General features: G+C 44.6%; 19 protein-coding genes. 9 read left to right on the forward strand and 10 right to left on the reverse strand.

The genetic code is table 11. The features are described 5' to 3' along the window. Positions 1–7: 7 nt before the first annotated feature. Positions 8–1,219 (reverse strand): bifunctional alpha/beta hydrolase/OsmC family protein, encoded by a 1,212-nt coding sequence (locus B3O12_RS03375; protein ID WP_286747387.1) that lies wholly within the window; start codon positions 1,217–1,219, stop codon positions 8–10. 297 nt (positions 1,220–1,516) lie between these two features. On the opposite strand from B3O12_RS03375, the gene hemH reads away from it, so the two are divergent. Next, positions 1,517–2,536, forward strand: a complete 1,020-nt coding sequence (hemH, locus tag B3O12_RS03380) for a ferrochelatase (RefSeq protein ID WP_189628851.1) — start codon at positions 1,517–1,519, stop codon at positions 2,534–2,536. On the opposite strand, the gene B3O12_RS03385 is transcribed toward hemH, so the two are convergent. The 4 genes from B3O12_RS03385 to B3O12_RS03400 all read right to left on the reverse strand — a co-directional run bounded on the left by B3O12_RS03385 (position 2,533) and on the right by B3O12_RS03400 (position 5,698). Then, positions 2,533–2,847, reverse strand: coding sequence for a hypothetical protein (locus B3O12_RS03385; protein ID WP_286755307.1), 315 nt, complete (start codon positions 2,845–2,847; stop codon positions 2,533–2,535). The two genes, hemH and B3O12_RS03385, sit on opposite strands and share 4 nt — an antisense overlap. Continuing rightward, the gene (locus B3O12_RS03390) at positions 2,844–3,986 is read right to left on the reverse strand and encodes a cysteine desulfurase family protein (protein WP_286755309.1); all 1,143 of its coding nucleotides are present in this window, start codon (positions 3,984–3,986) and stop codon (positions 2,844–2,846) included. Before B3O12_RS03390 ends, B3O12_RS03385 begins: the two co-directional genes overlap by 4 nt. An 11-nt stretch (positions 3,987–3,997) precedes the next feature. Beyond that, positions 3,998–5,383, reverse strand: coding sequence for a phosphoglucosamine mutase (gene glmM, locus B3O12_RS03395; protein WP_189628854.1), 1,386 nt, complete (start codon positions 5,381–5,383; stop codon positions 3,998–4,000). An 84-nt stretch (positions 5,384–5,467) separates the two neighbouring features. Continuing rightward, positions 5,468–5,698 (reverse strand): hypothetical protein, encoded by a 231-nt coding sequence (locus B3O12_RS03400; protein ID WP_189628855.1) that lies wholly within the window; start codon positions 5,696–5,698, stop codon positions 5,468–5,470. Between the two features lie 86 nt (positions 5,699–5,784). On the opposite strand from B3O12_RS03400, the gene mazG reads away from it, so the two are divergent. The 4 genes from mazG (at position 5,785) to B3O12_RS03420 (ending at position 10,084) form a co-directional block, all read left to right on the forward strand. Continuing rightward, positions 5,785–6,594, forward strand: a complete 810-nt coding sequence (mazG, locus tag B3O12_RS03405; protein WP_189628856.1) for a nucleoside triphosphate pyrophosphohydrolase — start codon at positions 5,785–5,787, stop codon at positions 6,592–6,594. Further along, the gene (locus B3O12_RS03410; protein ID WP_286747397.1) at positions 6,591–8,357 is read left to right on the forward strand and encodes a chloride channel protein; all 1,767 of its coding nucleotides are present in this window, start codon (positions 6,591–6,593) and stop codon (positions 8,355–8,357) included. Before mazG ends, B3O12_RS03410 begins: the two co-directional genes overlap by 4 nt. A gap of 597 nt (positions 8,358–8,954) precedes the next feature. Continuing rightward, positions 8,955–9,461 (forward strand): TlpA disulfide reductase family protein, encoded by a 507-nt coding sequence (locus B3O12_RS03415; RefSeq protein ID WP_189628858.1) that lies wholly within the window; start codon positions 8,955–8,957, stop codon positions 9,459–9,461. A gap of 11 nt (positions 9,462–9,472) precedes the next feature. Next, positions 9,473–10,084, forward strand: coding sequence for a thioredoxin family protein (locus B3O12_RS03420; RefSeq protein WP_286755311.1), 612 nt, complete (start codon positions 9,473–9,475; stop codon positions 10,082–10,084). Between the two features lie 70 nt (positions 10,085–10,154). Here the strand turns inward: B3O12_RS03420 and B3O12_RS03425 are convergent, their stop codons facing one another. The 5 genes from B3O12_RS03425 to fumC form a co-directional block, all read right to left on the reverse strand. After that, the gene (locus tag B3O12_RS03425) at positions 10,155–11,690 is read right to left on the reverse strand and encodes a GH3 auxin-responsive promoter family protein (protein ID WP_189628860.1); all 1,536 of its coding nucleotides are present in this window, start codon (positions 11,688–11,690) and stop codon (positions 10,155–10,157) included. Continuing rightward, complete coding sequence (gene lptB / locus B3O12_RS03430) at positions 11,690–12,421, reverse strand: LPS export ABC transporter ATP-binding protein (RefSeq protein WP_189628861.1); 732 nt, start codon at positions 12,419–12,421, stop codon at positions 11,690–11,692. Before lptB ends, B3O12_RS03425 begins: the two co-directional genes overlap by 1 nt. Positions 12,422–12,433: 12 nt before the next feature. Next, complete coding sequence (gene recJ, locus B3O12_RS03435; RefSeq protein WP_286755313.1) at positions 12,434–14,137, reverse strand: single-stranded-DNA-specific exonuclease RecJ; 1,704 nt, start codon at positions 14,135–14,137, stop codon at positions 12,434–12,436. A gap of 87 nt (positions 14,138–14,224) precedes the next feature. Then, the gene (locus B3O12_RS03440) at positions 14,225–14,878 is read right to left on the reverse strand and encodes an Ezrin/radixin/moesin family protein (RefSeq protein ID WP_189628863.1); all 654 of its coding nucleotides are present in this window, start codon (positions 14,876–14,878) and stop codon (positions 14,225–14,227) included. Positions 14,879–14,926: 48 nt separating this feature from the next. Continuing rightward, the gene (gene fumC, locus B3O12_RS03445) at positions 14,927–16,327 is read right to left on the reverse strand and encodes a class II fumarate hydratase (protein ID WP_189628864.1); all 1,401 of its coding nucleotides are present in this window, start codon (positions 16,325–16,327) and stop codon (positions 14,927–14,929) included. A 343-nt stretch (positions 16,328–16,670) separates the two neighbouring features. Here fumC and B3O12_RS03450 point away from each other — a divergent pair, with 343 nt between their 5' ends. From B3O12_RS03450 to B3O12_RS03465, 4 genes are all read left to right on the forward strand, one after another. Next, on the forward strand, positions 16,671–17,366 hold the full coding sequence (locus B3O12_RS03450; protein WP_286747407.1) for a LiaF transmembrane domain-containing protein: 696 nt from the start codon (positions 16,671–16,673) through the stop codon (positions 17,364–17,366). Between the two features lie 199 nt (positions 17,367–17,565). Next, the gene (locus B3O12_RS03455) at positions 17,566–18,621 is read left to right on the forward strand and encodes a sensor histidine kinase (protein WP_286747409.1); all 1,056 of its coding nucleotides are present in this window, start codon (positions 17,566–17,568) and stop codon (positions 18,619–18,621) included. Continuing rightward, the gene (locus B3O12_RS03460; RefSeq protein ID WP_189628867.1) at positions 18,618–19,358 is read left to right on the forward strand and encodes a LytR/AlgR family response regulator transcription factor; all 741 of its coding nucleotides are present in this window, start codon (positions 18,618–18,620) and stop codon (positions 19,356–19,358) included. The genes B3O12_RS03455 and B3O12_RS03460 overlap by 4 nt, the downstream gene beginning before the upstream one ends. Before the next feature lie 174 nt (positions 19,359–19,532). Next, positions 19,533–21,695: a TonB-dependent receptor gene (locus B3O12_RS03465; protein WP_286755315.1), complete on the forward strand. Its 2,163-nt coding sequence runs from the start codon at positions 19,533–19,535 to the stop codon at positions 21,693–21,695. Positions 21,696–21,703: the final 8 nt, after the last annotated feature.

Below are 21,703 nucleotides of genomic sequence, written 5' to 3' on the forward strand. Positions count from 1 at the left end.
GATTTGGTTAGTCCTTTAAGGTAGTATTTACCTGCAAACCATTGGTCAAAGTTTTATGAACGGGGCATTTGTCGGCTATTTCTGTTATGCGTTTGCGCTGCTCATCGGTCAGGTTGCCGGAGAGCTCCAGATAGCGGTCAATAAACTCTATTTTACTTTTTTCACTCAAATCACGAGCATCATTTGCATGGCGTTTTTCACGAGTGAGGTGTACTTTTACCTCTTCCAGAGGCCATTTTTTGTGGTTGGCATAGAGCCTGATGGTCATGGCGGTGCAGGCCCCAAGCGCGGCAACGAGCAGGTCATAGGGTGTAGCCCCGAGGTTTGTTCCCCCTACTTCTTCGGGCTCATCGGTCAACAGGAAGTGTCCGCTGGCCATTATTTCTGTTTGCAGCCCCCGGTCGGCTTCGTTTCTTACCACTACCTGTTCATTGGTATTTAGGTCTGTTTGCTTTTCAAAATCTACATAGCGCGATGCCCATGCGGCTATTACTTGCCCCACATAGGCCGCATCTCCCTTGTTGGTGAGCAAATGATCGGCCCCATCGAGCGAAACGTAGCTTTTAGGGTGCATGGCAGAAACATAAATTTTTTCGGCATTTTTAATATCAACCACATCGTCTTGAGGAGAGTGCATAATGAGCAGAGGCCTTCTGAGTTCTTTAATCACTCCCGATTTTTCGTATTCGGCCAAATCATTTACAAACTGTTTTTTTATGGTAAAGGGCCTTCCGCCTAATGAAACCTCTGCTTTGCCGGTCGATTCAATTTGCTCAATAGAGTTTTGAAACAGGTGGGTGACGTGCGTTGGGTCGGCTGGGGCACCAATGGTGGCTATCGCTTTTATATATTTGAGCTGTGCGGCAGCCATGAGCACAGCCGCTCCACCCAGGGAGTGACCAATAATGATTTGTGCTTGCTGGTAGTGTTCTTCCAGATAATTGGCTGCAGCTATCAGATCGCTGACATTGCTGGAAAAGTTAGTGTCTTCAAAGTCTCCTTCACTCTCGCCTAAGCCTGTAAAATCAAATCGCAAAACGGCAATTCCCCTGGCGGTTAAAGCACGGCTGATGTGGGTTACAGCCATCAGGTTCTTTGAGCAGGTAAAGCAATGTGCAAACAGGGCATAGGCATATACGCGCTTATCTACCGGCATTTCCAGCCTGGCGGCCAACTGTTCTCCTTCTTTGTTGGGAAATTTGAGTTTGATGGTTTTCATGTTTGCGATTGATTTGCTTCTTCAATTTAATAGAATAGCATAAGGAAAAGTTTCTTGCTCTAATCCGAACCATGTGGGAGTAAGGGTATTGTCCATCTTCATTGTTTTCAATGCAACTACCTTATTAGAAGCACTCTGGGAAGGTCAAAACTCAGTTATAGGAGGAGATTACTGATTAAGCCTAATTATATAGAGTGTGATATATCTGGAGCTGTCTGAACTGGCAGCTTCTTTCTTTTCTACCCAGCATTAAAACAAATATCTTTACGGCCTGTTTCTCCAAAAGAGATAAATGCTATGGCAAAGAACATTACGGGAGTCTTGTTAGTAAACCTGGGTACACCAGACAGCCCTTCTACCCCCCATGTGAGAAAGTATTTGCGCGAGTTTCTAATGGATGGTCGCGTTATTGATATTCCGTACCTGCTGCGAGCCATGCTTGTGAACGGTATCATTGCCCCTTTTAGGGCTCCCAAAAGTGCAAAGGAGTATGCCAAGCTTTGGGAAGACAGGGGCAGCCCGCTTAAGTTTTATGGCCTGGACGTGCGTGATATGCTTCAGGAAAAACTGGGGGCTGGCTATAAGGTGGCTCTGGGCATGCGTTATCAGAGCCCCGGCATTGAGAGTGCTTTAGAGGAACTGAGGGCTGCAAATGTGAGCCGCATTGTTGTGGTGCCCCTGTTTCCTCAATATGCTTCGGCCACTACGGGATCTGTTTCTCAAAAGGTGAATTCCATTGTAAACCAATGGCAAATTATTCCGTCTATTGCGCATATTAATCAATTCATGGATCACCCTAAGTTCATTGAGGCTTTTGCAGCCAATGGAAGATCTATGATGGCTAGGAATGACTACGACCATGTGGTGTTTAGTTATCATGGGGTGCCGGAACGCCATATCAAAAAGGGTTCTGTCGGCAACCAGTGCCAGTTAGGCACTTGCTGCAATGCCTTCCACGACCGGAATAGGTATTGCTATAGAGCACAGTGTTTTTATACCTCTCGCCTACTGGCCAAAGCGCTTGGGCTCAAGGAAGATGAGTATACAACCACCTTCCAGTCTAGGTTGGGCAAAGACCCGTGGATTCAGCCTTACACTGATGAGTTTTTGAAAACGTTGCCCTCTATGGGTAAAAAGAGGGTGCTGGCTTTTTCTCCGGCATTTATTGCCGATTGTCTGGAAACAACCCTGGAGGTTGGAGAGGAGTTCAAAGAAGAGTTTTTGGAGGCCGGAGGCCAGGTATGGGATCTTGTGCCGAGCTTAAACGATTCGCCTCTGTGGGTGGAGTGCCTTGAAGATCTGGTAAAAAAGGCTTAGTCTATCCGATAGATCTGCTCTATTCGCAGTGTTTCTATACTGTTATTAAGAAAGGCACAGGAGGCTTGCCGATTATAAAGTTCTGCTTTCACGATTACTTCCAGTCCGTCTTCGCGATAATTGCTGGGAAGGTATGTGGGTTTATAAAGGCGTCCGTTTACATCCAAAATCCACTCGCATTCGGCCATAGCCGGTATGTCTCTCACATCTACGATAGTTCCCTGCAGCTCAACAATGTCAATTTCGCTGTTAGAGCAGGCGCAAATGAAACAGCCCAGCAGGGCTAGAACAACGGCTAGTTTGGTTTTCATGACACGGCTTCCGGAACAAGAATTTCTACCAGCTTATTAACGGTATAGTCTACCTCTTCTATTGTGTTGTACTTGCTAAATGAAAAGCGAATGCCTTGCCTGTTTGGGTCGGCCTTAATGCCATTGAGTACATGTGAGCCCTTGTTGGCTCCGCTGGAACAGGCGCTTCCACCAGAAGCCGAAATACCGTTGATATCGAGACTAAAGAGTAGCATGCCGTTGTTTTCATGCGGAGGAAAGCTCACATTGAGAACGGTATACAAGCTACCTTCCGGGCTAATGTCTCCATTGAATTCTACCCCCGGTATGTTTTCGCGTAGCTTCTCAATCATTCGGGTTTTCAATGATTGAACATGTTTTTGATGGGATTCCATCTCAGCATAAGCAATTTCCAGTGCTTTGGCCAGGCCCACAATACCATATACGTTTTCCGTACCGCCTCTGTGGTTTCTTTCCTGTCCGCCACCTTCAATAAACCTACCGATAGTTCTGCTCTTGCACACGCGCAAGAAACCAACGCCTTTTGGGCCATGGAATTTGTGTGCAGCTCCTACTATAAACTGGCAATTCAGTTGTTTTAGGTCGTGCACATAATGCCCCATGGTTTGCACGGTGTCTGAATGGAAGGTGGCTCCATATTCTTTGGCCAGGTCTCCAATCTGCTCAATATCATTGATGGTGCCAATTTCATTGTTGGCGTGCATTATGCTAACTAAAGAATTGGGATTGCTTTTTAACAACTGCTCAAGATGATCCATGTTTACATGGCCTTGACCATCGAGCTCCACATAGCTGGCTTTTACTTTTCCCTGCGCTACTAATCGCTCTACCGTATGGCCAACGGCATGGTGTTCTATCGATGTGGTAATGATATGTTTAATATCGTATGCTTCGACCGTGCAACGAATAGCTGTGTTGTCTGCTTCGGTGCCTCCTGAGGTAAAGAAGATCTCGGCCGGAACCGTATTGAGTAATTCGGCCACTTTTCTGCGGGCGTATTCTATTTTTGTTCGAACCTCTCGCCCATGAGCGTGGGTAGAAGAAGGGTTGCCGTACATGTCGAGCATGAGGGGCTTCATTTCTTCAAAAACGTCCGGGTCTAATGGAGTTGTAGCGGCATTGTCGAAGTATACTTTCATGGCTCAAAAAATTAGTTGGCTACAATTTCGCGTATGTCTGACATAATTTTTTGTGCCAGATGCTCTGCAGTTGCAGCCGATTCTGATTCTGCATATATCCTTATAATGGGCTCAGTGTTCGACTTTCTCAAATGAACCCATTCTTTATCGAACTCTATTTTTACTCCATCAATGGTGTTGATGGGTTGCTTTTTATACTGCTCACGAATTCTCACCAACACTTTGTCTACATCGATTTCAGGAGAGAGGTCGATTTTATTTTTAGAAATGTGGTAATTGGGGTATTTGGCTCTCAATATGGAAATTCGTTTTCCAAACTTGGCCAGGTGGGTAAGAAATAGGGCTATACCCACTAGGGCATCGCGCCCGTAGTGTAGTTCCGGATAGATAATGCCTCCGTTGCCTTCACCTCCAATTACAGCATTAATTTCTTTCATTTTTTGCACCACATTTACCTCTCCCACGGCCGATGGCTCATATTGACCTCCGTGTTTTTCGGTAACATCGCGTAGTGCTCGTGTCGAAGATAAGTTAGACACGGTGTTTCCTTTAGTTTGGCTCAATACATAATCGGCCACGGCAACCAGAGTGTATTCTTCTCCGAATACGGTACCTGTTTCATCGACAAAGGCCAGGCGATCTACATCAGGATCTACCACTATGCCCAAATCGTACTTACCGCTTTCCAGCACTGAGCTTATTTGACCCAGGTGCTCAGGTAAGGGCTCCGGGTTGTGTGGAAAATGCCCATTGGGTTCGCAGTAAAGTGCTTCAACATGTTCTACCCCAAGTGCTTTAAGCAGAGGCAATACAGAAATACCTCCTGTAGAGTTTACGGCATCTACCACTATTTTAAAGTTGGCCTTTCGTATGGCTTCCACGTCTACCAGGGGTAGAGCTAAAACCATTTCTATGTGTTTTTGTATGTAGCTGTCGTTGGTGGTTACCTTACCCAGTTTTTTTACTTCGGCAAATCGGAAATTATCCTTTTCTGCGAGCTCCAGTACTTCTTTTCCGTCTTCGCCACTGATAAACTCTCCCTTGTCGTTGAGTAGTTTGAGGGCATTCCATTGCACCGGGTTGTGGCTGGCCGTGAGTATAATTCCACCGCCTGCTTCTTCAATAGGCACAGCTATTTCAACGGTTGGAGTAGTGGACAGCCCGAGGTCTACCACATCAATACCCAGGCCAACGAGTGTAGCCGATACCAGATCGGAAATCATTTGGCCGGAAGGGCGTGCATCTCTACCAATAACGATTTTTCTTTTTCCGGTTTTTTCTACTACCCAAGATCCAAAAGCGGCAGCAAATTTTACAGCGTCAACCGGAGTGAGGCCCTCACCTACTTTACCTCCGATGGTTCCTCGTATTCCAGAAATAGATTTTATGAGTGTCAAAGTCCTATCGTTTTAAGCAGCGTCAAAATTAGTAAAAAGCACCTAACAATAGGGCCTTTTGCCAAGAGATGTACAGTGGGGTATTTATTTGAATTTGGCCAGTACTTTGTCTACTTCATTGTCAGGATTGCCACAGGCTTCTCCGGCTTTTACATCTTTACCACAAAAGCCGCATTTTACTCCTTCTTTGTTCAGGAAGGGACTTTGCGATGCACAGGTGCCTTTAAACTCTCCGTTTTTGAGCAGAAGCAATCTAACGGACATTCCAACAAAAAACAGAGCGACTAATACCAGCGTGAGAATTAATGTTGTCATTATCGACTAATTTGATGCAAATTTAACATTACTGGCTGCATAACACTACCTTTGCGACATAAGTTTCGACTCCATTTTCCGGACCAATGATTGAACCTCCTAAAGATTTACGCAGAAAAGAAAAGCTGGCGGCTTTTGACCGGCTGCTTACTATAATGGACGAACTTAGGCTTAATTGTCCGTGGGATAAAAAACAGACCCTCGAATCCATCAGGCACCTTACTATAGAAGAAACCTATGAGCTCTCTGATGCAATCCTGAACCAGAATCTGGATGAGGTAAAGAAAGAAATAGGTGATCTGATGTTGCACATGGTTTTTTACTCTCGAATTGCGGATGAACAAGGGGCTTTCGATGTGGCAGACGCATTGAATGCGATTTGCGATAAGCTGGTGAACAGACATCCGCATATTTATGGTGATGTGGAGGCCAATGATGAGGAGGCAGTAAAAGCGAACTGGGAGAAAATAAAACTTAAAGAAAAGGGTAATCAATCGGTATTGGGCGGGGTTCCTCAATCGTTGCCGGCATTGGTTAAGGCCGTGAGAATTCAGGATAAGGCTCGTGGCGTAGGGTTCGATTGGGAAAAAAAGGAGCAGGTTTGGGAAAAGGTAGAGGAAGAAATGCAGGAGTTCAAAGAAGAATTCAATGCTGAGGAGGGCGAGATTGATAAGGAGCGGGCAACATTGGAGTTTGGCGACTTGCTTTTTTCTCTGGTTAATTACGCCAGGTTTATAGACATAGACCCCGAGGAGGCTCTGGAAAGAACCAATATTAAATTCATCAAGCGATTCCGGTTTTTGGAGGAGGAGTCTAAAAAAGATGGTAAAGATATCGGTGAGATGACTTTGGCCGAAATGGATGAGTATTGGGAAAAAGCCAAACAGTTGAAATGAGCTTTAAGCAACTACTAGCTAAATTTTTGATTTGGCGTATTCGCCACTTGAGCACAAGAAACTTTGTGATCATTGTTGGCGGATTGGTGGGTATAGTTGGTGGCGTGGCGGCCGTTTCGTTAAAAAGCGCAGTTCACTTTATTCAAGAGCTGATAAAGCATACCAATATAGATTATTCCTACCTGTTCTTTCCTGTATTGGGTATTGTTATTACCGCCCTTCTGGCCAAGTATTTACTCAAAGAGCAGTTGGGTCATGGTATCACCACTATTCTATTCTACATCTCCAAAAAATCGAGCATTATTCACCGGAACAAGATGTTTAGCCGAATGATTACTTCGGGTATTACAGTGGGCTGTGGTGGTTCGGTGGGTTTGGAGGCGCCTATTGTGGTTACGGGCTCGGCCATTGGCTCTAACATTGCCCGCCTGATGCACCTCAACTACAAACAGCGTACGCTAATGATTGGCTGTGGAGCTGCAGCTGCCATTTCCGGCATATTTAACTCTCCTGTGGCCGGGGTGATATTCAGCATAGAGGTTATTCTTACAGACATCACCATCGGTACCTTTATTCCCCTGCTTATTGCTTCGGTACTTGGCTCTATGGTTTCTATGTTGCTTTTAGGCGATGATGTGCTTTTTTCATTTGAGCTTACAGACCCTTTTCTGGCTTCAGACTTTGTTTTCTTTCTATTGTTAGGGGCTATTTGCGGTTTGGTGTCTGTGTACTTTACCCGTACCACATTGTGGACCGAAAAGGCAATTTCGAGGGTTAAGCAGGTGTTTCCGCGGGCATTGCTCGGAGGTCTGGCACTCACGGTTATTATTTTTGTGCTGGCACCTCTTTATGGCGAAGGCTATGATTCTATAAAGCTCATATTGCAGGGGCGTGCTCAGGAGATTGTGGCTTCGAGCGCTCTTTTTTCTCAATTTTCTGATCCCTGGTTCATTGTCATATTCGGCTTGGCCATTCTGTTGCTTAAACCTGTGGCCACCGGGTTAACCATTGGTGCGGGAGGAAATGGTGGAATCTTTGCGCCTTCTTTATTTATTGGCGGTATTACAGGTTTTATCTTTTCTCAGGTAAACAACTTGCTCAATACAGGGCACAGTATATCCATCTCAAATTTTACACTGGTAGGCATGTGTGGAGTAATGAGCGGGGTACTGCATGCTCCTCTTACAGCTATATTTCTTATAGCCGAAATTACCAGTGGCTATACCTTGTTTTTGCCACTAATGTTGGTTTCGGCTGTGGCCTATAGTACCAATAGCTATTTCGAAAAATACTCATTCTATACCTCCAAGCTGGTCAAGTCGGGCGACTTTATACCGTATGATAAAGACAAGCAGGTGTTAAGCCTGATTAGCATTGAAAAAATGATCGAGAAGGATTTGCTCACTATTCATCCGGAGCAAACTCTGGAAGAGCTGGTTGGTTTAATTAAAAAGTCCAGAAGAAATATTTTTCCTGTGGTCAACGAAAAGAGTGAGCTCAAGGGCATTATTACGCTCGATGATGTGCGCGAAATTATGTTCGATCCGCAATCTCAAAAAAGTGTAATTGCACAGTCCCTTATGCACAGGCCGCCCGAAACCGTACAGTCCGATGAGAAAATGGAAGAGGTAATGGCAAAGTTTGAGAAGACAGGAGCCTGGAACCTTCCTGTGATAGACCACGGCCAGTATGTGGGAATAGTCTCCAAGTCCAGAATCTTTAATGCGTATCGTACCAAGCTGCGCAGACAACACAAGGAGTAGGTTCAGTGATGCGTACTAACCTGTTCGTTTACAGGGTGTTTTTAAGGGCTCTTCGCTGCATAATTCAAAAAATTCATGAAAGTTATCAACAAGAATTAGAATGAACGGAAGCTATGTAAGTTTCTGAAAAACAGCCGCTTATATGGGGCCTGTGGAAAACTGTGGATAACTGAGTCAAAATGTGGAAAAAAATAGGCTATTTTTTTTGATTCTTTTTTTTGTCTAAAACCCATTCGCTCAAAGCCTCCCTGAACAATGTTTTTTTGTTTAACGAATCAGCTCATTCATTCAACAGGAATTTTCATGTTCATTTCTATAAACAAGGCTCTATTGAGAATGGAGAGAGCAGAACCAAAAGTTGTCTATGTTAAGACAACATTAACTTAAAATGTTACAATGGTAAAGCATTGGAGAAAATTTTTGAGTGACGTTTTTCCCGGCCTGTCTTTCATGGAGGGGTCTATTAAAAAAGTACAATTCCAAAAATTGGAGTTTGTGCGTAGGTACATCCATATTTTCTAAGTTTCCAACCCTGGAGCCCTTTCGCTCGTGTAAAACTTGTTGTTGAGATCGAATGGGCTTATGACCTTTCTGTCTATGAAATCGAGAAGTAGTGCATATCCCCTAACCCTGGCCTGGGCTCTATTGCTTTGGTCTGCATTGGCCTGTTCTCCTCAGGGCGAGCAGCGGCTTGAGGTGGTAAAGTTCGATGCTCTTGATGAACTGATTAATAGAGATTCGGAGCAACTGGAGGTGATTAACTTTTGGGCAACTTGGTGCAAGCCCTGTATTAAGGAATTACCTTACTTTGAAGAACTACACTCAGAAAATGAATCGGTACATGTCACACTGGTATCATTAGATTTTGCCGATGAATTCGAAAAGAAAGTGGTGCCATTTGTTGACTCAAGAGGGCTTAGTGCCGATGTGCTCCTGCTTGACGAAATTGACTACAATGCCTGGATAGACAGAGTAGACCCATCGTGGAGTGGAGCCATTCCTGCTACTTTATTGATTAATCACCGTACCAATAAAAGACGGTTTGTTGAAAAAGAACTTACTAAAGAAGAACTTGAGTCAATAATCTCAGAATTAACAAATTAAACCATATCAACATGCAGTTTCTAAAAACAGTTGTTTTGGCCCTTACGCTGGTGTTTGCTACCACAGGCGAACGTATGGAAGGGCTACAGGTTGGTGACAAGGCTGTCGACTTTAACCTGAAGAATGTAGACGGGAAGATGATTTCTCTCAAAACCAACAAGAATGCCAAAGGCTATATTCTTGTCTTTACCTGTAATACCTGCCCGTATTCAGTGATGTACGAAGACCGTATTATTGCTTTACACAAAAAATATGCTGAGCAGGGATATCCGGTTTTGGCTATTCAACCCAATGACCCACAAAAATCTCCGGGCGATTCTTTTGAGAACATGCAAGTGAGAGCCAAACAAAAGGGATTTCCTTTTCCCTATGTGATGGACGAAACCCAGGAGGTAACCAAAACTTATGGAGCTACAAATACCCCTCATGTATATGTGCTTAACAAAACCACCGGTGGCGACTTTAAGATAGAATACATAGGAGCCATTGATAACAATAGCCGCAATGCCGAGGCGGCCAGCAAACGTTATGTAGAGGAAGCTCTGGATAACCTGATTGGTGGTGGAGATGTGCCTATTACAACCACCAAAGCTATTGGCTGCACCATTAAGTGGGGCGAGTAGTACTACAACTCATTGCATAAGGGGGCATTTCAAAAACGTATTCCGAAACAAGTTTTTGAGGTGCCCTTTTCTATTGGCTGAACTCAGAAGAATTGATGAGCTCCAGAATATCGTCCAGGTATTCCCGGGTGTTCGATAGCCTTGGCACTTTGTGCTGACCCCCCAGCTTACCCCTTCTTTTCATCCATTCATAAAAGGTGCCTGGTTGGGCCTGGTGTACAATGGGTAGGCTAAGAGCAATACTTTTATGTCGTTTGGCATCGTAGTCGGAGTTTATACGCCTTAGGGTGGCATCGAGCACGCGGGTAAAAGTTTCTAAATCGGAAGGTGATTTTTCGAATTCAACAATCCATTCATGGGCCGCATTTTCATTTTCGCCAAAGTACTTTGGCGCTGCCGTAAAGTTGTTTATTTGTGCTCCTGTTTGCTCACAAGCTACCTCTATGGCCTTTTCGGCATTTTCAACCACTACCTCTTCTCCAAAGGCATTAATAAAGTGTTTGGTTCTACCCGATATTTTAATCTTATAAGGGCTGGTGGAGGTAAACACAACGGTATCTCCAATCTTATATCGCCAGAGCCCCGCGTTGGTCGATATGAGCAAGGCATAGTGTTCTCCTACCTTTACATCGCCCAGGCCAATCACTTTTGGTTCCTCCTTATGAATCTCTGCATAAGGAATAAACTCGTAGTAAATACCATAATCCAGCATAAGCAGCATATCGTCTGAGCCCGGCTCATACTGTATTCCGAAAAAGCCCTCTGAGGCGTTGTAGGTTTCCATATACCTCATTTTTTCTGAGGGGATGAGGTGCTGAAAAATGCTTCGGTAAGGGCCAAAAGCTACCGCTCCATGAAAGAAAACTTCCAGGTTTGGCCAAACCTCAGTTATGTCTTTGGCACCTTTTAGTTCAAGAATCTTTTGCAACAGCACTATGGTCCAGGTAGGAACACCAGAAATGCTGGTCACATTTTCATCCATGGTTACTTCGGCCATCTTCTGAATTTTGGCCTCCCATTCGTCCATCAGAGCAATGTCGAGAGTGGGGGTTCGTACGAAGCGTGTCCAGTAAGGCAGGTTAGACATAATTACAGCCGATACGTCTCCATAAAACGACTCGCTGTTGCTGTCGTGTTGATTTACTTGCTGGCTGCCTCCAATGGTTAAGCCTTTTCCGTCAAAGAGCCGTGTATCCGGAAAGTGATTGCAATAAATGGACAGCATGTCTTTGCCTCCTTTAAAGTGACACTCCTCCAGGGCTTCATAAGAAACGGGAATGAACTTGCTTCGGGCGTTGGTAGTGCCAGAAGATTTGGCAAACCATTTGACATCGGAAGGCCACAACAGGTTTTGTTCTCCTGCCATGTTGCGTTCGATGTAAGGGCTTATTTCCTCATAAGAGAAAAGAGGAATTAGCTTTCTGAATTGCTCAGGGGTGTGTACATCGGCAAAGCCGTGTGTACGTCCAAATTCGGTGTTGCGTGCGGTGGTTATTAGTCGTTTAAACAACTCTTCCTGCACTTCCAGAGGGTATTTGATGAAAAGCTCAATTTGATGCATTCGCTTTTTCATCACCCAGGTTAGGATGGAGTTGATGATGGCCATTAGATTTTCCTTTTCAGTTCAAAGTGTTGTCCAAGATACACTTTTCTTACCTGTTCATCGGCTGCCAGCTCTTCGGCTGTACCGGCCTTCAGTAGTTTACCCTCAAACATTAAATAGGCTCTGTCTGTAATGGAAAGAGTTTCCTGCACATTATGATCTGTTATGAGGATACCAATATTTCTGTTCTTTAGCTGGGCAACAATACTCTGTATCTCCTCAACGGCAATAGGGTCTACCCCAGCAAAGGGTTCATCGAGCAGCACAAACTTTGGGTCTACCGAGAGGGCTCGCGCAATCTCTGTTCTTCTTCTTTCTCCCCCGGAAAGAACGCGCCCCAGGTTTTTGCGAACATGGGTTAGGCTAAACTCTTCCAGCAGAAACTCCATTTTATCTTTTTGTTCTGCTTTGCTGAGCTTTGTCATTTCGAGCACAGCCATTATGTTTTGCTCTACGGTGAGCTTGCGGAAAACAGAAGGTTCCTGGGCCAGATAACCAATACCCAGTTGTGCTCTCTTAAACATGGGTAGCGGAGTAATGTCTTCTTTGTCCAGATAAATGGCTCCCTCATTGGGTTTTATAAGCCCGACAATCATGTAAAAAGTGGTGGTTTTTCCGGCACCATTGGGGCCAAGTAAACCAACAATTTCTCCTTGATTTACTTCTACAGAGATATTGTTTACTACTTTTCTTTTCTTGTAGGTCTTAATGAGGTTGTCAGCACTTAGCTTCATTTTCCTGTTGGGTTAATCGTCAAACTTAATGTCTTTGACAAAGAGTTGGAGGCTTTTTAGTCCTCTGAATTCATTTTCTTCTACAGTAAAGGCCATGTGAAACTTGAGCCCGCAATTCACCAGGTCATAATAATCACCAAGGCCAAAACCAATGGCATCGAAAGCAACATTGGTGCCCGGTTGTTTTACCGTGAATTTTAAATGCTGTTCTTTTAAAAGTTTAACATTTGTGGCCTGTACATGCTCTACCACAAACACGGGCTGCATGTTTTGAGGGCCAAATGGCGCCATTTGTGAAATTATATTGAAGAACTTCCGGTCTATTTCGTTCAGCTTTATAATTGAATCTATGTGAATTGAAGGAATGAGTTGCTCCGGGGTAATGTGCTTGGCTACTACTGCTTCGAACTTTTTGCGAAATGCCTCTACATTTTCGATCGACATGGTTACACCGGCCGCATACATATGCCCTCCGTATTGGTCGAGCAAGTCGGAACACTCGCTGATGGCCGCATAAATATCGAAGCCGTCTACCGAACGAGCGGAACCGGTGACCTTTTCATTGGATTCGGTGAGAATCACTGTTGGTCTGTAAAACTTTTCGATGCAGCGGGAAGCTACTATTCCAATTACCCCTTTGTGCCAGTCTTCTTTAAAAAGCACAGTAGCTTTGGCATTGGCAAACTCCTCGTTGGTACTGATCATTTGAATAGCCTCTTCGGTAATGGTGCTGTCAAAGTCCCTTCTGGCATCGTTCTTATTATTAACCATTTCGGCCAGCAAGTTGGCTTCTTCTTCGTTGTTAGCCAGTAATAGTGCTACGGCCGATCCGGCATGATCCATTCTGCCGGCCGCATTGATGCGGGGCCCTATGCCAAATACTATTCCGGAGATTGTAAGATCTTTGTTGGTTTTGCAAAGGTCTATTAGCGACTTGAGTCCGGGTCTGGGCGATTGGTTAAGCTTTTTAAGCCCAAAGTGAGCCAGTATTCGGTTTTCGCCAGTAATTGGTACTATATCTGAGGCTATAGAAACGGCCAGCAAGTCTAAGTAAGCCCAAAGCTCTTTCATATCGATACCACTTTGCATACTAAACCCTTGCAACAGCTTAAAGCCAACTCCGCAGCCTGATAGTTCTTTGTAGGGGTAAGGACAGTCGTTTCTTTTTGGATCTAAAACAGCATAGGCAGGGGGTAGCTCATCGCCAGGAGTATGGTGGTCGCATACTATTACATCGATGCCCAATTCTTTGGCAAGTTGAATTTTTTCGTAGGCTTTAATGCCACAATCCAGTGTTACAATCAGCGAATAGTTATTTTGGGCCGCATAGCGAATACCTGCTTCTGAAACCCCGTAGCCTTCTTTGTAGCGGTCGGGAATATAGTATTCCAGTTTATTGTAAAATCTGGAGAGAAAGCCGTAAAAGGTGGCTACGGCAGTAGTCCCATCCACATCATAATCACCATATATGAGAATGCCCTCCTCATTACCAATGGCCTCGGTGAGCCGGTTTACAGCCCGATCCATGTCTTTCATGAGAAATGGGTCGTGAAGCTGCTCCAGGCTGGGTCTAAAGTAATCCCTGGCTTCTTCAAAGGTGTTTATCCCTTTGAGTTGAATTAGTTTGGCCAGGGTTTCGCTCACGCCCAGCTCCTGCTGAAGGGTATGCACGGCTTCACCATCAAAATCTTCCTGAATAATCCACCGTTTCTGCATTCGTTAAAATTAAGGGATAATAGGCTATCAGTACAAAAAAAGCAGTGCCATCTGATGACACTGCTTTTCAGATTGGCTATTTCGTTATTAGTTAGAACCGGCCGGTTCTTTAATTACATCTTTTAATGGAACTCGCTGCCCGTCTCTGTAAGGAACAATCCAGGCATCTTCTACTCCCATCTCTCTCAGATATCTTTTAAGCACATTGGCATCTTCATAGTTTCGGAAGTTTCCGATCACATACTTTCGAAGGTCGTCTGCTCCCTCCTCGGCAAATTCTTTGGAGGTCCCGGCATATTTCTGAAGATCTATTTTTCGGAAAGCACCTACCTGTACTTTGAATACCACACCTTTGGAGAAGTCTTCTCCATTAATAATGTCTGGATTATAGGCGGGTTGTTGTGGTTTTGCTTTGAGGTTTTCAATTTCGTTTTGAGCCGCCTGGTAAGCCGCCTGCATACGGGTAACCTGCTTTTGCAAATCACTGATTTTCTCGTCTTTTGAAGAAACCTGAGCCTCCAATGAGCTGATTTCGCTTTCCATGCTAGCTATTTTAGCCTTGTTGCTGGTGTTCTCTTCATAGAGAATACGGAAGTCTTCAGGAGACATTTTCTTCTTCTTTTTCTTCCACTCTTTAAGTTCTTTCTTGGTTAGTGGACGGGTGTCTGAGGTTTGGGCTACAGTGAGCCCTGCTACCATTACACCCAACAGAAGAGTTAATATTGCCTTTTGCGCTTTCATGAGAGTCGGTTTTTCAAGTTCAATATATGACAAATTAGCGGAATCTTATCAGCTTTTCAAACTGCCGATCATGTCTTCCGGTCTCACCCACTCGTCAAACTCTTCGGCTGTCAGGTAGCCAAGATTCACGGCCTCTTCTTTTAGTGTGGTTCCGTTTTCATGAGCTGTTTTGGCAATTTTGGCCGCCTTCTCATAGCCTATTTTTGTGTTCAGAGCGGTTACCAGCATTAGGCTGTTATTCAGGTGCTGCTGAATGTTTTTGTAGTTGGGCTCTATACCTATGGCACAATTGGCTTCGAAAGACACACAGGCATCGCCTAGTAAACGAGCCGATTGCAGTACGTTGTATGCCATTACCGGCTTAAACACGTTTAGTTCGTAGTGTCCCTGGGTGCCACCAACAGTTACAGCCACATCGTTGCCCATTACCTGCGCGCAAACCATGGTCATGGCCTCGCACTGTGTGGGATTTACTTTGCCGGGCATAATTGAGGAACCGGGTTCGTTTGAAGGAATAATGATTTCGCCAATGCCTGACCGCGGGCCGGAAGCCAGCATTCGGATGTCGTTGGCAATCTTATTAAGCGATACAGCGAGTTGTTTGAGTGCACCATGCGTTTCTACCAGGGCATCGTGAGCGGCCAGTGCCTCGAACTTATTTTCTGCCGAAACAAAGGGAAGTCCAGTAAACTGGGCTATTTTTTTGGCTACCAGATCAGCGTAACCCTCCGGGGTGTTTATTCCGGTGCCTACGGCTGTGCCCCCCAATGCAAGTTCAGAAAGGTGATCGAGCGTATTGCGCAAGGCTTTAAGTCCATGATTAAGCTGCGATACATAGCCTGAAAACTCTTGCCCAAGGGTAAGAGGAGTGGCATCCATTAGGTGAGTACGGCCAATTTTCACCACTTTCATAAAGGCATCTGATTTGGCCTTTAGCGTATCTCTGAGTTTTTCGACTCCGGGAATAGTGGTTTCTACAATCATTTTATAGCAGGCAATGTGCATGCCTGTAGGGAAGGTGTCGTTAGACGATTGCGATTTGTTCACATCGTCATTCGGGTGAACCAACGGTTTGCCTTCGCCCAATTTATTACCGGCCAATACATGCGAACGGTTAGAAACCACTTCATTCACGTTCATGTTCGATTGCGTACCAGATCCTGTCTGCCAAACTACCAGCGGAAACTGATCATCGTGCTTGCCCTCAAGAATCTCATCACAAACCTTAGAAATCAGATCTCTTTTCTCTTCAGAAAGAACGCCTAGCTCACAGTTGGCATGGGCTGCGGCTTTCTTCAAGTAGGCAAAGCCATAGACCACCTCTAAGGGCATGCTGGCTTCCGGGCCAATTTTAAAGTTATTTCTTGAGCGCTCGGTTTGAGCTCCCCAGTATTTATCGGCAGGTACCTGAACCTCGCCCATGGTGTCTTTTTCTATTCTGTATTCCATAGTGTTTGCTTTTTTCAGAGGAGGCCAAAATTAGCTATAGAAAGCATGGAATTGAAATGATTTTACCAGGAACTTGAGGTAGACAGGTGGGCTGCCTTTTAGTGGACGAGGAGTTGCATTTTACCGATGGGGCGTCTCATAAATATTTTTTTGTCGAGTTGTTCTGAAGTTTACCGATGCCAGGCGTCTGTTTACCGAATTCCATCATCTTCAAGCTTCAGGTTCAGCGTACATTTGAACAGTCAAAAACAACAAACAACTCTTTGGATTAAGGTTGGTCGCCTTAAGAGCCCAAAGGCAAACTCAAAATAAAAACAACAACACTAATCAAATGGAAACGAAAATGGATAGACGCGTATTAATTGGTACTTTGTTTCTGGTTATAGGAGCAGTACTCACGCTGGACAACCTGGATATATTCGATATCGATTTGCCCGGGTACCTGTACCGGTGGCACACTTTTCTGGTTGTCATAGGTATTTTTATGGCTACCGTAAGAGAAAAGGTAGGCTTTGGTGTAACGCTCATTATAGTAGGAGGTGTCTTTCTGCTGGGCGATATGGCCGACTACTACTGGTGGGACTTTGAAATCGGAGATATTTTCAGATTGTGGCCGCTCGTTTTTGTAGCTATAGGAGCCTCGCTCATCTTTAAAAAGGCACAGCACCGCGATTACGAAAAAAAAAATATTAGCGGAGACCTCGACTTCGTTGATGAACTGGCCGTCTTTGGAGGAGCCGAACGAATGGTTACCTCAAAAGAATTTAAAGGCGGAAAACTCACCTCTATTTTTGGAGGAACAGATTTAAATCTCATTAACGCAGACCTAAGCCACGGCACGAATGTTTTGGATGTATTTATATTATTTGGCGGTTGCGATATTCGTGTACCTGCTGACATGAATGTGAAGGTTAAGGTTACGGCCATTTTTGGTGGATTTTCTGATGAACGAAAAATGATTGCCGAGAATGAAGCCAACGAAGGAAAAGAGCTCATCGTTCAGGGGCTGGTTCTCTTTGGAGGTGGTAGCGTAAAGTGATTTAGGAGCCTCTTTGATTGAAGAGGCTCTTTTATTTATCCTTCTCTGAGCTAATCTGCCAACAGGCGGGCTCGTTTAAGGGGCTTTTTTGGAAGGTGCTAAAGCAAGTTCGGCACACCGGGCGGAATCGTTTGAAAGAGCTTTTTGATTAAAACAGGTTTCTAAATTTTACTAAATTCCGCCTTCGGGCGGTTTTTTTATGCAGCATCCCTTTTTAAAAAACAGAAACTTCATTCCCTATTTGGGCACCTGGTTGCTTGTGGCCTTTGTTTTTGGTTTTGCCCTGTATAATTTCTACGGGCTCGACTGGCAAACCGCATTGTTAGACTCATTGGTATTCAATGCTCTTTTTATGGGGCTTGGGCTGGCTTACTGGTTCAATGTGCGCTATAGCACTTTCGATAAATCTCAACTGGTAAACCAATTGGTGAGTCACTTAGCAGCAGCAGCTATTTCCATAGTAGTTGGTGTGGTAGTGTTTAAGTTCATTATACTTTCTCTTATTCATGATGAGTTCTATGAAGAGTTCCTTACCTCTTCTGTGCCGTTGAGAGGGGCACTGGGAGTGTTATACTATGCCATTGTGGTGCTTATTTACTATCTCATACTTTACTATGACGATCTTAACACGCGATCTAAACAACAGGCACAGCTAGAGACTATGCTCAAAAGCTCGGAGCTGGAAATGCTCAAGTCGCAGATAAATCCCCACTTCATATTTAACAGCCTCAATTCCATTTCCTCACTCACTCTTATTGCCCCCGATAGAGCCCGGGAAATGGTGATAAAACTTTCGGACTTTCTTCGCTACTCTCTGGGTAAAGAGAATGACCAGATGAACACCGTTGAAGATGAAATCAACAATATCATGCTGTATCTGGACATTGAGCGAGTACGGTTTGGCGAGCGACTAAGGGTAGAAAAGGAACTGTCTGATGAGGTAAAACACAACAAACTGCCTAACCTCATCCTTCAGCCACTCTTTGAAAATGCCATAAAGCACGGCATATATGAGAGCCTTGGAGAAATTACCATTCAACTGAAGGCCTGGAGAGAGGGCAGCCTGCTCAAAATTCAGGTGAGCAATGAGTATGACCCCGAAGCCGTGTCAAGAAAAGGAAAAGGAATAGGTTTGAAGAACGTGAGAGAACGGTTGGCACTTATTTACGGAGTGAGCCAGTTGGTGGAGGTTAGCAAAACAGATGGTATTTTCACGGTACGTTTAGACATTCCTCAAACAACAGCGGATTCATGAAGGCAATAATTATAGATGACGAAAGCCTGGCCAGAGAGCTTATTAAGGCCTATCTCAAAAAGTTTGATCAGATAGAAGTGATAGCAGAGTGTGCCGATGGGTTTGAGGGACTTAAGGCCATTCAGCAGCATGGCCCCGACCTTATTTTTCTGGACGTTCAAATGCCCAAGATTACGGGCTTTGAAATGCTGGAGCTTATAGATAATCCGCCTGTGGTTATTTTTAGTACCGCGTTTGACCAGTATGCCATAAAGGCTTTTGAGCTGAGTGCAGTAGATTATTTGCTTAAACCCTATTCCGAATCGCGCTTTGAAGAAGCTGTTAAAAAAGCCATTGCCAGAGTAGGTCAGCAGTCGGAGCAAAAACAAAAGCTCGATAAACTGCAAGAAAGCCGGGCTGAGCAGGATACGCTCGATCGGATGGTGGTGAAAACAGGCAACAAAATTCAAATTCTTTCTCTCAAACAAATTCATCATTTCGAAGCACAAGACGATTACGTGGCCATTCATTCCGATCAGGGTAAATTTCTCAAACTAATGCGCATGAAAGCCCTGGAAAACGGATTACCTACCGATGACTTTGTGCGTATACACCGCTCCCACATAGTCAATGTAAAGCACATAGAGAAACTGGAGCTATACGAGAAAGACTCCTATATACTCTACCTCAAAAATGGCCAGCAACTACCAGTGAGTAGAAGTGGGCACAGTCGCTTAAAAGAGGTACTGAGGTATTGAACACATATAGAAAAGCTAAAACTCTGTATGAGTTACTGACAACGCGTATAATTAATTTACCTTCCCAACAGCCCCACTTTTACAACTCATCCTCCTAATACTACGGTTCAGTAAGAGATTTTTCCCTGACCCCAAGGCTTAAACCACCTTTGGTTTATCAAAAGCCCAACGGTTATGAAAAAACTCACAACACTGCTCTTCTTTCTATTGGTAGGAACAGCCTACGCACAAACTACCATAGAAGGGAGGGTTTTAGACAAAATGCAACAGACAATACCCGGAGCTAATGTTTACATTAAGAATAGTTTCGATGGTGCCGTAAGTAAAAGCGATGGTCAGTTTTCTTTTAGCAGCACTCTCGAAGGTAAACACGTTCTGGTGGCCAGTTTTGTAGGCTACAAAACCCTTGAACTGGATGTAGAATTGAATGGTAACCCGGTGCAAGTAGAGCTTGTGCTGGAAGAAGTTATTAATAAGCTTGATGGCGTAACCATTACGGCCGGAGCTTATGAGGCCAGCGATGTTAAAAAGGTAACAGTACTAAAACCTCTCGATATAGTGACTACCGCCAGTGCTGCTGGCGACATTATGGGAGCTATAAATACCTTACCGGGAACAGCCACTGTAGGCGAGTCGGGACGACTCTTTGTAAGAGGAGGCGAAGGCTACGAAACCAAGGTGTTTATTGATGGTTTGGAGGTTAGAAATGCCTTTGGAGCCACCGTGCCCAATGTGCCTACACGAGGAAGGTTTAGCCCGTTTTTGTTCAAAGGAACAACTTTTAGCACGGGCGGTTATTCGGCCGAATTCGGACAAGCCCTCTCCTCCGTATTGGCCCTTAACTCCAACGATTTACCCGATGAATCTCAGGCCGATATATCACTGATGTCGGTAGGAGCCGATGCTGCCTACACCAAGCGTTGGGAGAACACCAGCCTTTCTGCCAAAGTGCAGGTGACAGACCTAAGGCCTTATCAGGATTTGGTAAAACAGAACTTTGATTGGGAAGAAGCTCCAAACGCCACCGTTACGGAGTTGGTATTTAGGCATAAGGTAAGCCAAACAGGCCTGCTTAAAGTGTATTTCAATACCGATCAGTCAGACTTCATTATTCGCCAGACCAATTTAGACAGCCCAGACCGAAAAGATACACTAGACCTTGAAAACAAGTACCTATACCTAAACGCGAGCTACCGCGATGTACTCAGCAGCAGGTGGTCACTGAAGAGTGGAGTGTCGCTCACGAGCAACAAAGACTTTCTGGCTTTTAACAGCCATCAGCTGGCAGGCGAGGAGCTGGGTATGCATTCCAAAATGACTCTTCAGTGGGAGGCTGCCGAAAAGCTTTCCATCAACATGGGCTCCGATTGGTTTAGCCGTGAATACCTGAGAAGGGTAAAACCCGTGGGTGAGGGTGCTTCTAAAACAAGCTTCAAAGAAAACCTGCTAGCCAATTTTGTAGAGGCCGATTACTTTGCTTCCAACCGGTTTGTGGTAAGAGTTGGACTTAGAAATGAGTATACCAGCCTTACCCATCAGAACTTTCTGAGCCCACGGGTGGCCATGTCGTATAAGCTCAATCAGGAGGGTCAATTCTCTTTGGCTTATGGCCGGTTTGTACAAGCTCCCCAAAACGACTACAGTGCTATTCAACCGGCTTTAAGACCCGAACAGGCTACACACTATATTCTCAACTATCAACACATTCGTAACAACAGAATTTTCAGAATAGAAACCTACCTGAAGAACTATGACAACCTGGTGAAATTTGGCACCGAACGCGATACTAACCCAAACAACTACAACAATATGGGCGAAGGTTCTGCAAAAGGGTTTGATGTGTTTTGGAGAGACAATGAAACCCTAAAGAATACAGACTACTGGGTGTCTTATTCTTATGTGGATGCCGAACGCAACTATCAGAACTTTCAGCAAAAGGCAACCCCATCATTCATTTCGTCTCATAACCTATCGGTGGTTATTAAGCACATGATAGACCCCCTTCGCACTCAGGTGGGGGCCACATTCAACTATGCTTCGCCAAGGGCCTATACCAACCCTAACAAGCCCGGCTTTCAGAATAGTCAAACACCCAGCTTTCAAGACATTAGTGTGAATGCTGCAGTACTTATTAAGCAAAACATTATTCTCTACTGCTCTTCCTCTAACCTGCTGGGGCGCGAAAACATATTTGGTTATGAATATGCCAGCCAACCTAACGGACAAGGCGTATACGAAGGCCGCCCAATAGGGCAGGGCGCCAGACGGTTTCTCTTTGTAGGCCTATTTATTACACTCACTAAAGATCAGAAAAACAATCAGTTAGATAACCTTTAAGTCAAAAA

The organism is Roseivirga sp. UBA838, assembly GCF_002296035.1.
Taxonomy (GTDB): domain Bacteria; phylum Bacteroidota; class Bacteroidia; order Cytophagales; family Cyclobacteriaceae; genus Roseivirga; species Roseivirga thermotolerans.

Excerpts from the sequence above, each read along its gene's own strand:
- B3O12_RS03375 (WP_286747387.1), bottom strand. The coding sequence starts at position 1,219 with ATGAAAACCATCAAACTCAAATTTCCCAACAAAGAAGGAGAACAGTTG.
- hemH (WP_189628851.1), top strand. The coding sequence starts at position 1,517 with ATGGCAAAGAACATTACGGGAGTCTTGTTAGTAAACCTGGGTACACCA.
- B3O12_RS03385 (WP_286755307.1), bottom strand. The coding sequence starts at position 2,847 with ATGAAAACCAAACTAGCCGTTGTTCTAGCCCTGCTGGGCTGTTTCATT.
- B3O12_RS03390 (WP_286755309.1), bottom strand. The coding sequence starts at position 3,986 with ATGAAAGTATACTTCGACAATGCCGCTACAACTCCATTAGACCCGGAC.
- B3O12_RS03400 (WP_189628855.1), bottom strand. The coding sequence starts at position 5,698 with ATGACAACATTAATTCTCACGCTGGTATTAGTCGCTCTGTTTTTTGTT.
- mazG (WP_189628856.1), top strand. The coding sequence starts at position 5,785 with ATGATTGAACCTCCTAAAGATTTACGCAGAAAAGAAAAGCTGGCGGCT.
- B3O12_RS03410 (WP_286747397.1), top strand. The coding sequence starts at position 6,591 with ATGAGCTTTAAGCAACTACTAGCTAAATTTTTGATTTGGCGTATTCGC.
- B3O12_RS03415 (WP_189628858.1), top strand. The coding sequence starts at position 8,955 with ATGAAATCGAGAAGTAGTGCATATCCCCTAACCCTGGCCTGGGCTCTA.
- B3O12_RS03420 (WP_286755311.1), top strand. The coding sequence starts at position 9,473 with ATGCAGTTTCTAAAAACAGTTGTTTTGGCCCTTACGCTGGTGTTTGCT.
- B3O12_RS03425 (WP_189628860.1), bottom strand. The coding sequence starts at position 11,690 with ATGGCCATCATCAACTCCATCCTAACCTGGGTGATGAAAAAGCGAATG.
- lptB (WP_189628861.1), bottom strand. The coding sequence starts at position 12,421 with ATGAAGCTAAGTGCTGACAACCTCATTAAGACCTACAAGAAAAGAAAA.
- recJ (WP_286755313.1), bottom strand. The coding sequence starts at position 14,137 with ATGCAGAAACGGTGGATTATTCAGGAAGATTTTGATGGTGAAGCCGTG.
- B3O12_RS03440 (WP_189628863.1), bottom strand. The coding sequence starts at position 14,878 with ATGAAAGCGCAAAAGGCAATATTAACTCTTCTGTTGGGTGTAATGGTA.
- fumC (WP_189628864.1), bottom strand. The coding sequence starts at position 16,327 with ATGGAATACAGAATAGAAAAAGACACCATGGGCGAGGTTCAGGTACCT.
- B3O12_RS03450 (WP_286747407.1), top strand. The coding sequence starts at position 16,671 with ATGGATAGACGCGTATTAATTGGTACTTTGTTTCTGGTTATAGGAGCA.
- B3O12_RS03455 (WP_286747409.1), top strand. The coding sequence starts at position 17,566 with ATGCAGCATCCCTTTTTAAAAAACAGAAACTTCATTCCCTATTTGGGC.
- B3O12_RS03460 (WP_189628867.1), top strand. The coding sequence starts at position 18,618 with ATGAAGGCAATAATTATAGATGACGAAAGCCTGGCCAGAGAGCTTATT.
- B3O12_RS03465 (WP_286755315.1), top strand. The coding sequence starts at position 19,533 with ATGAAAAAACTCACAACACTGCTCTTCTTTCTATTGGTAGGAACAGCC.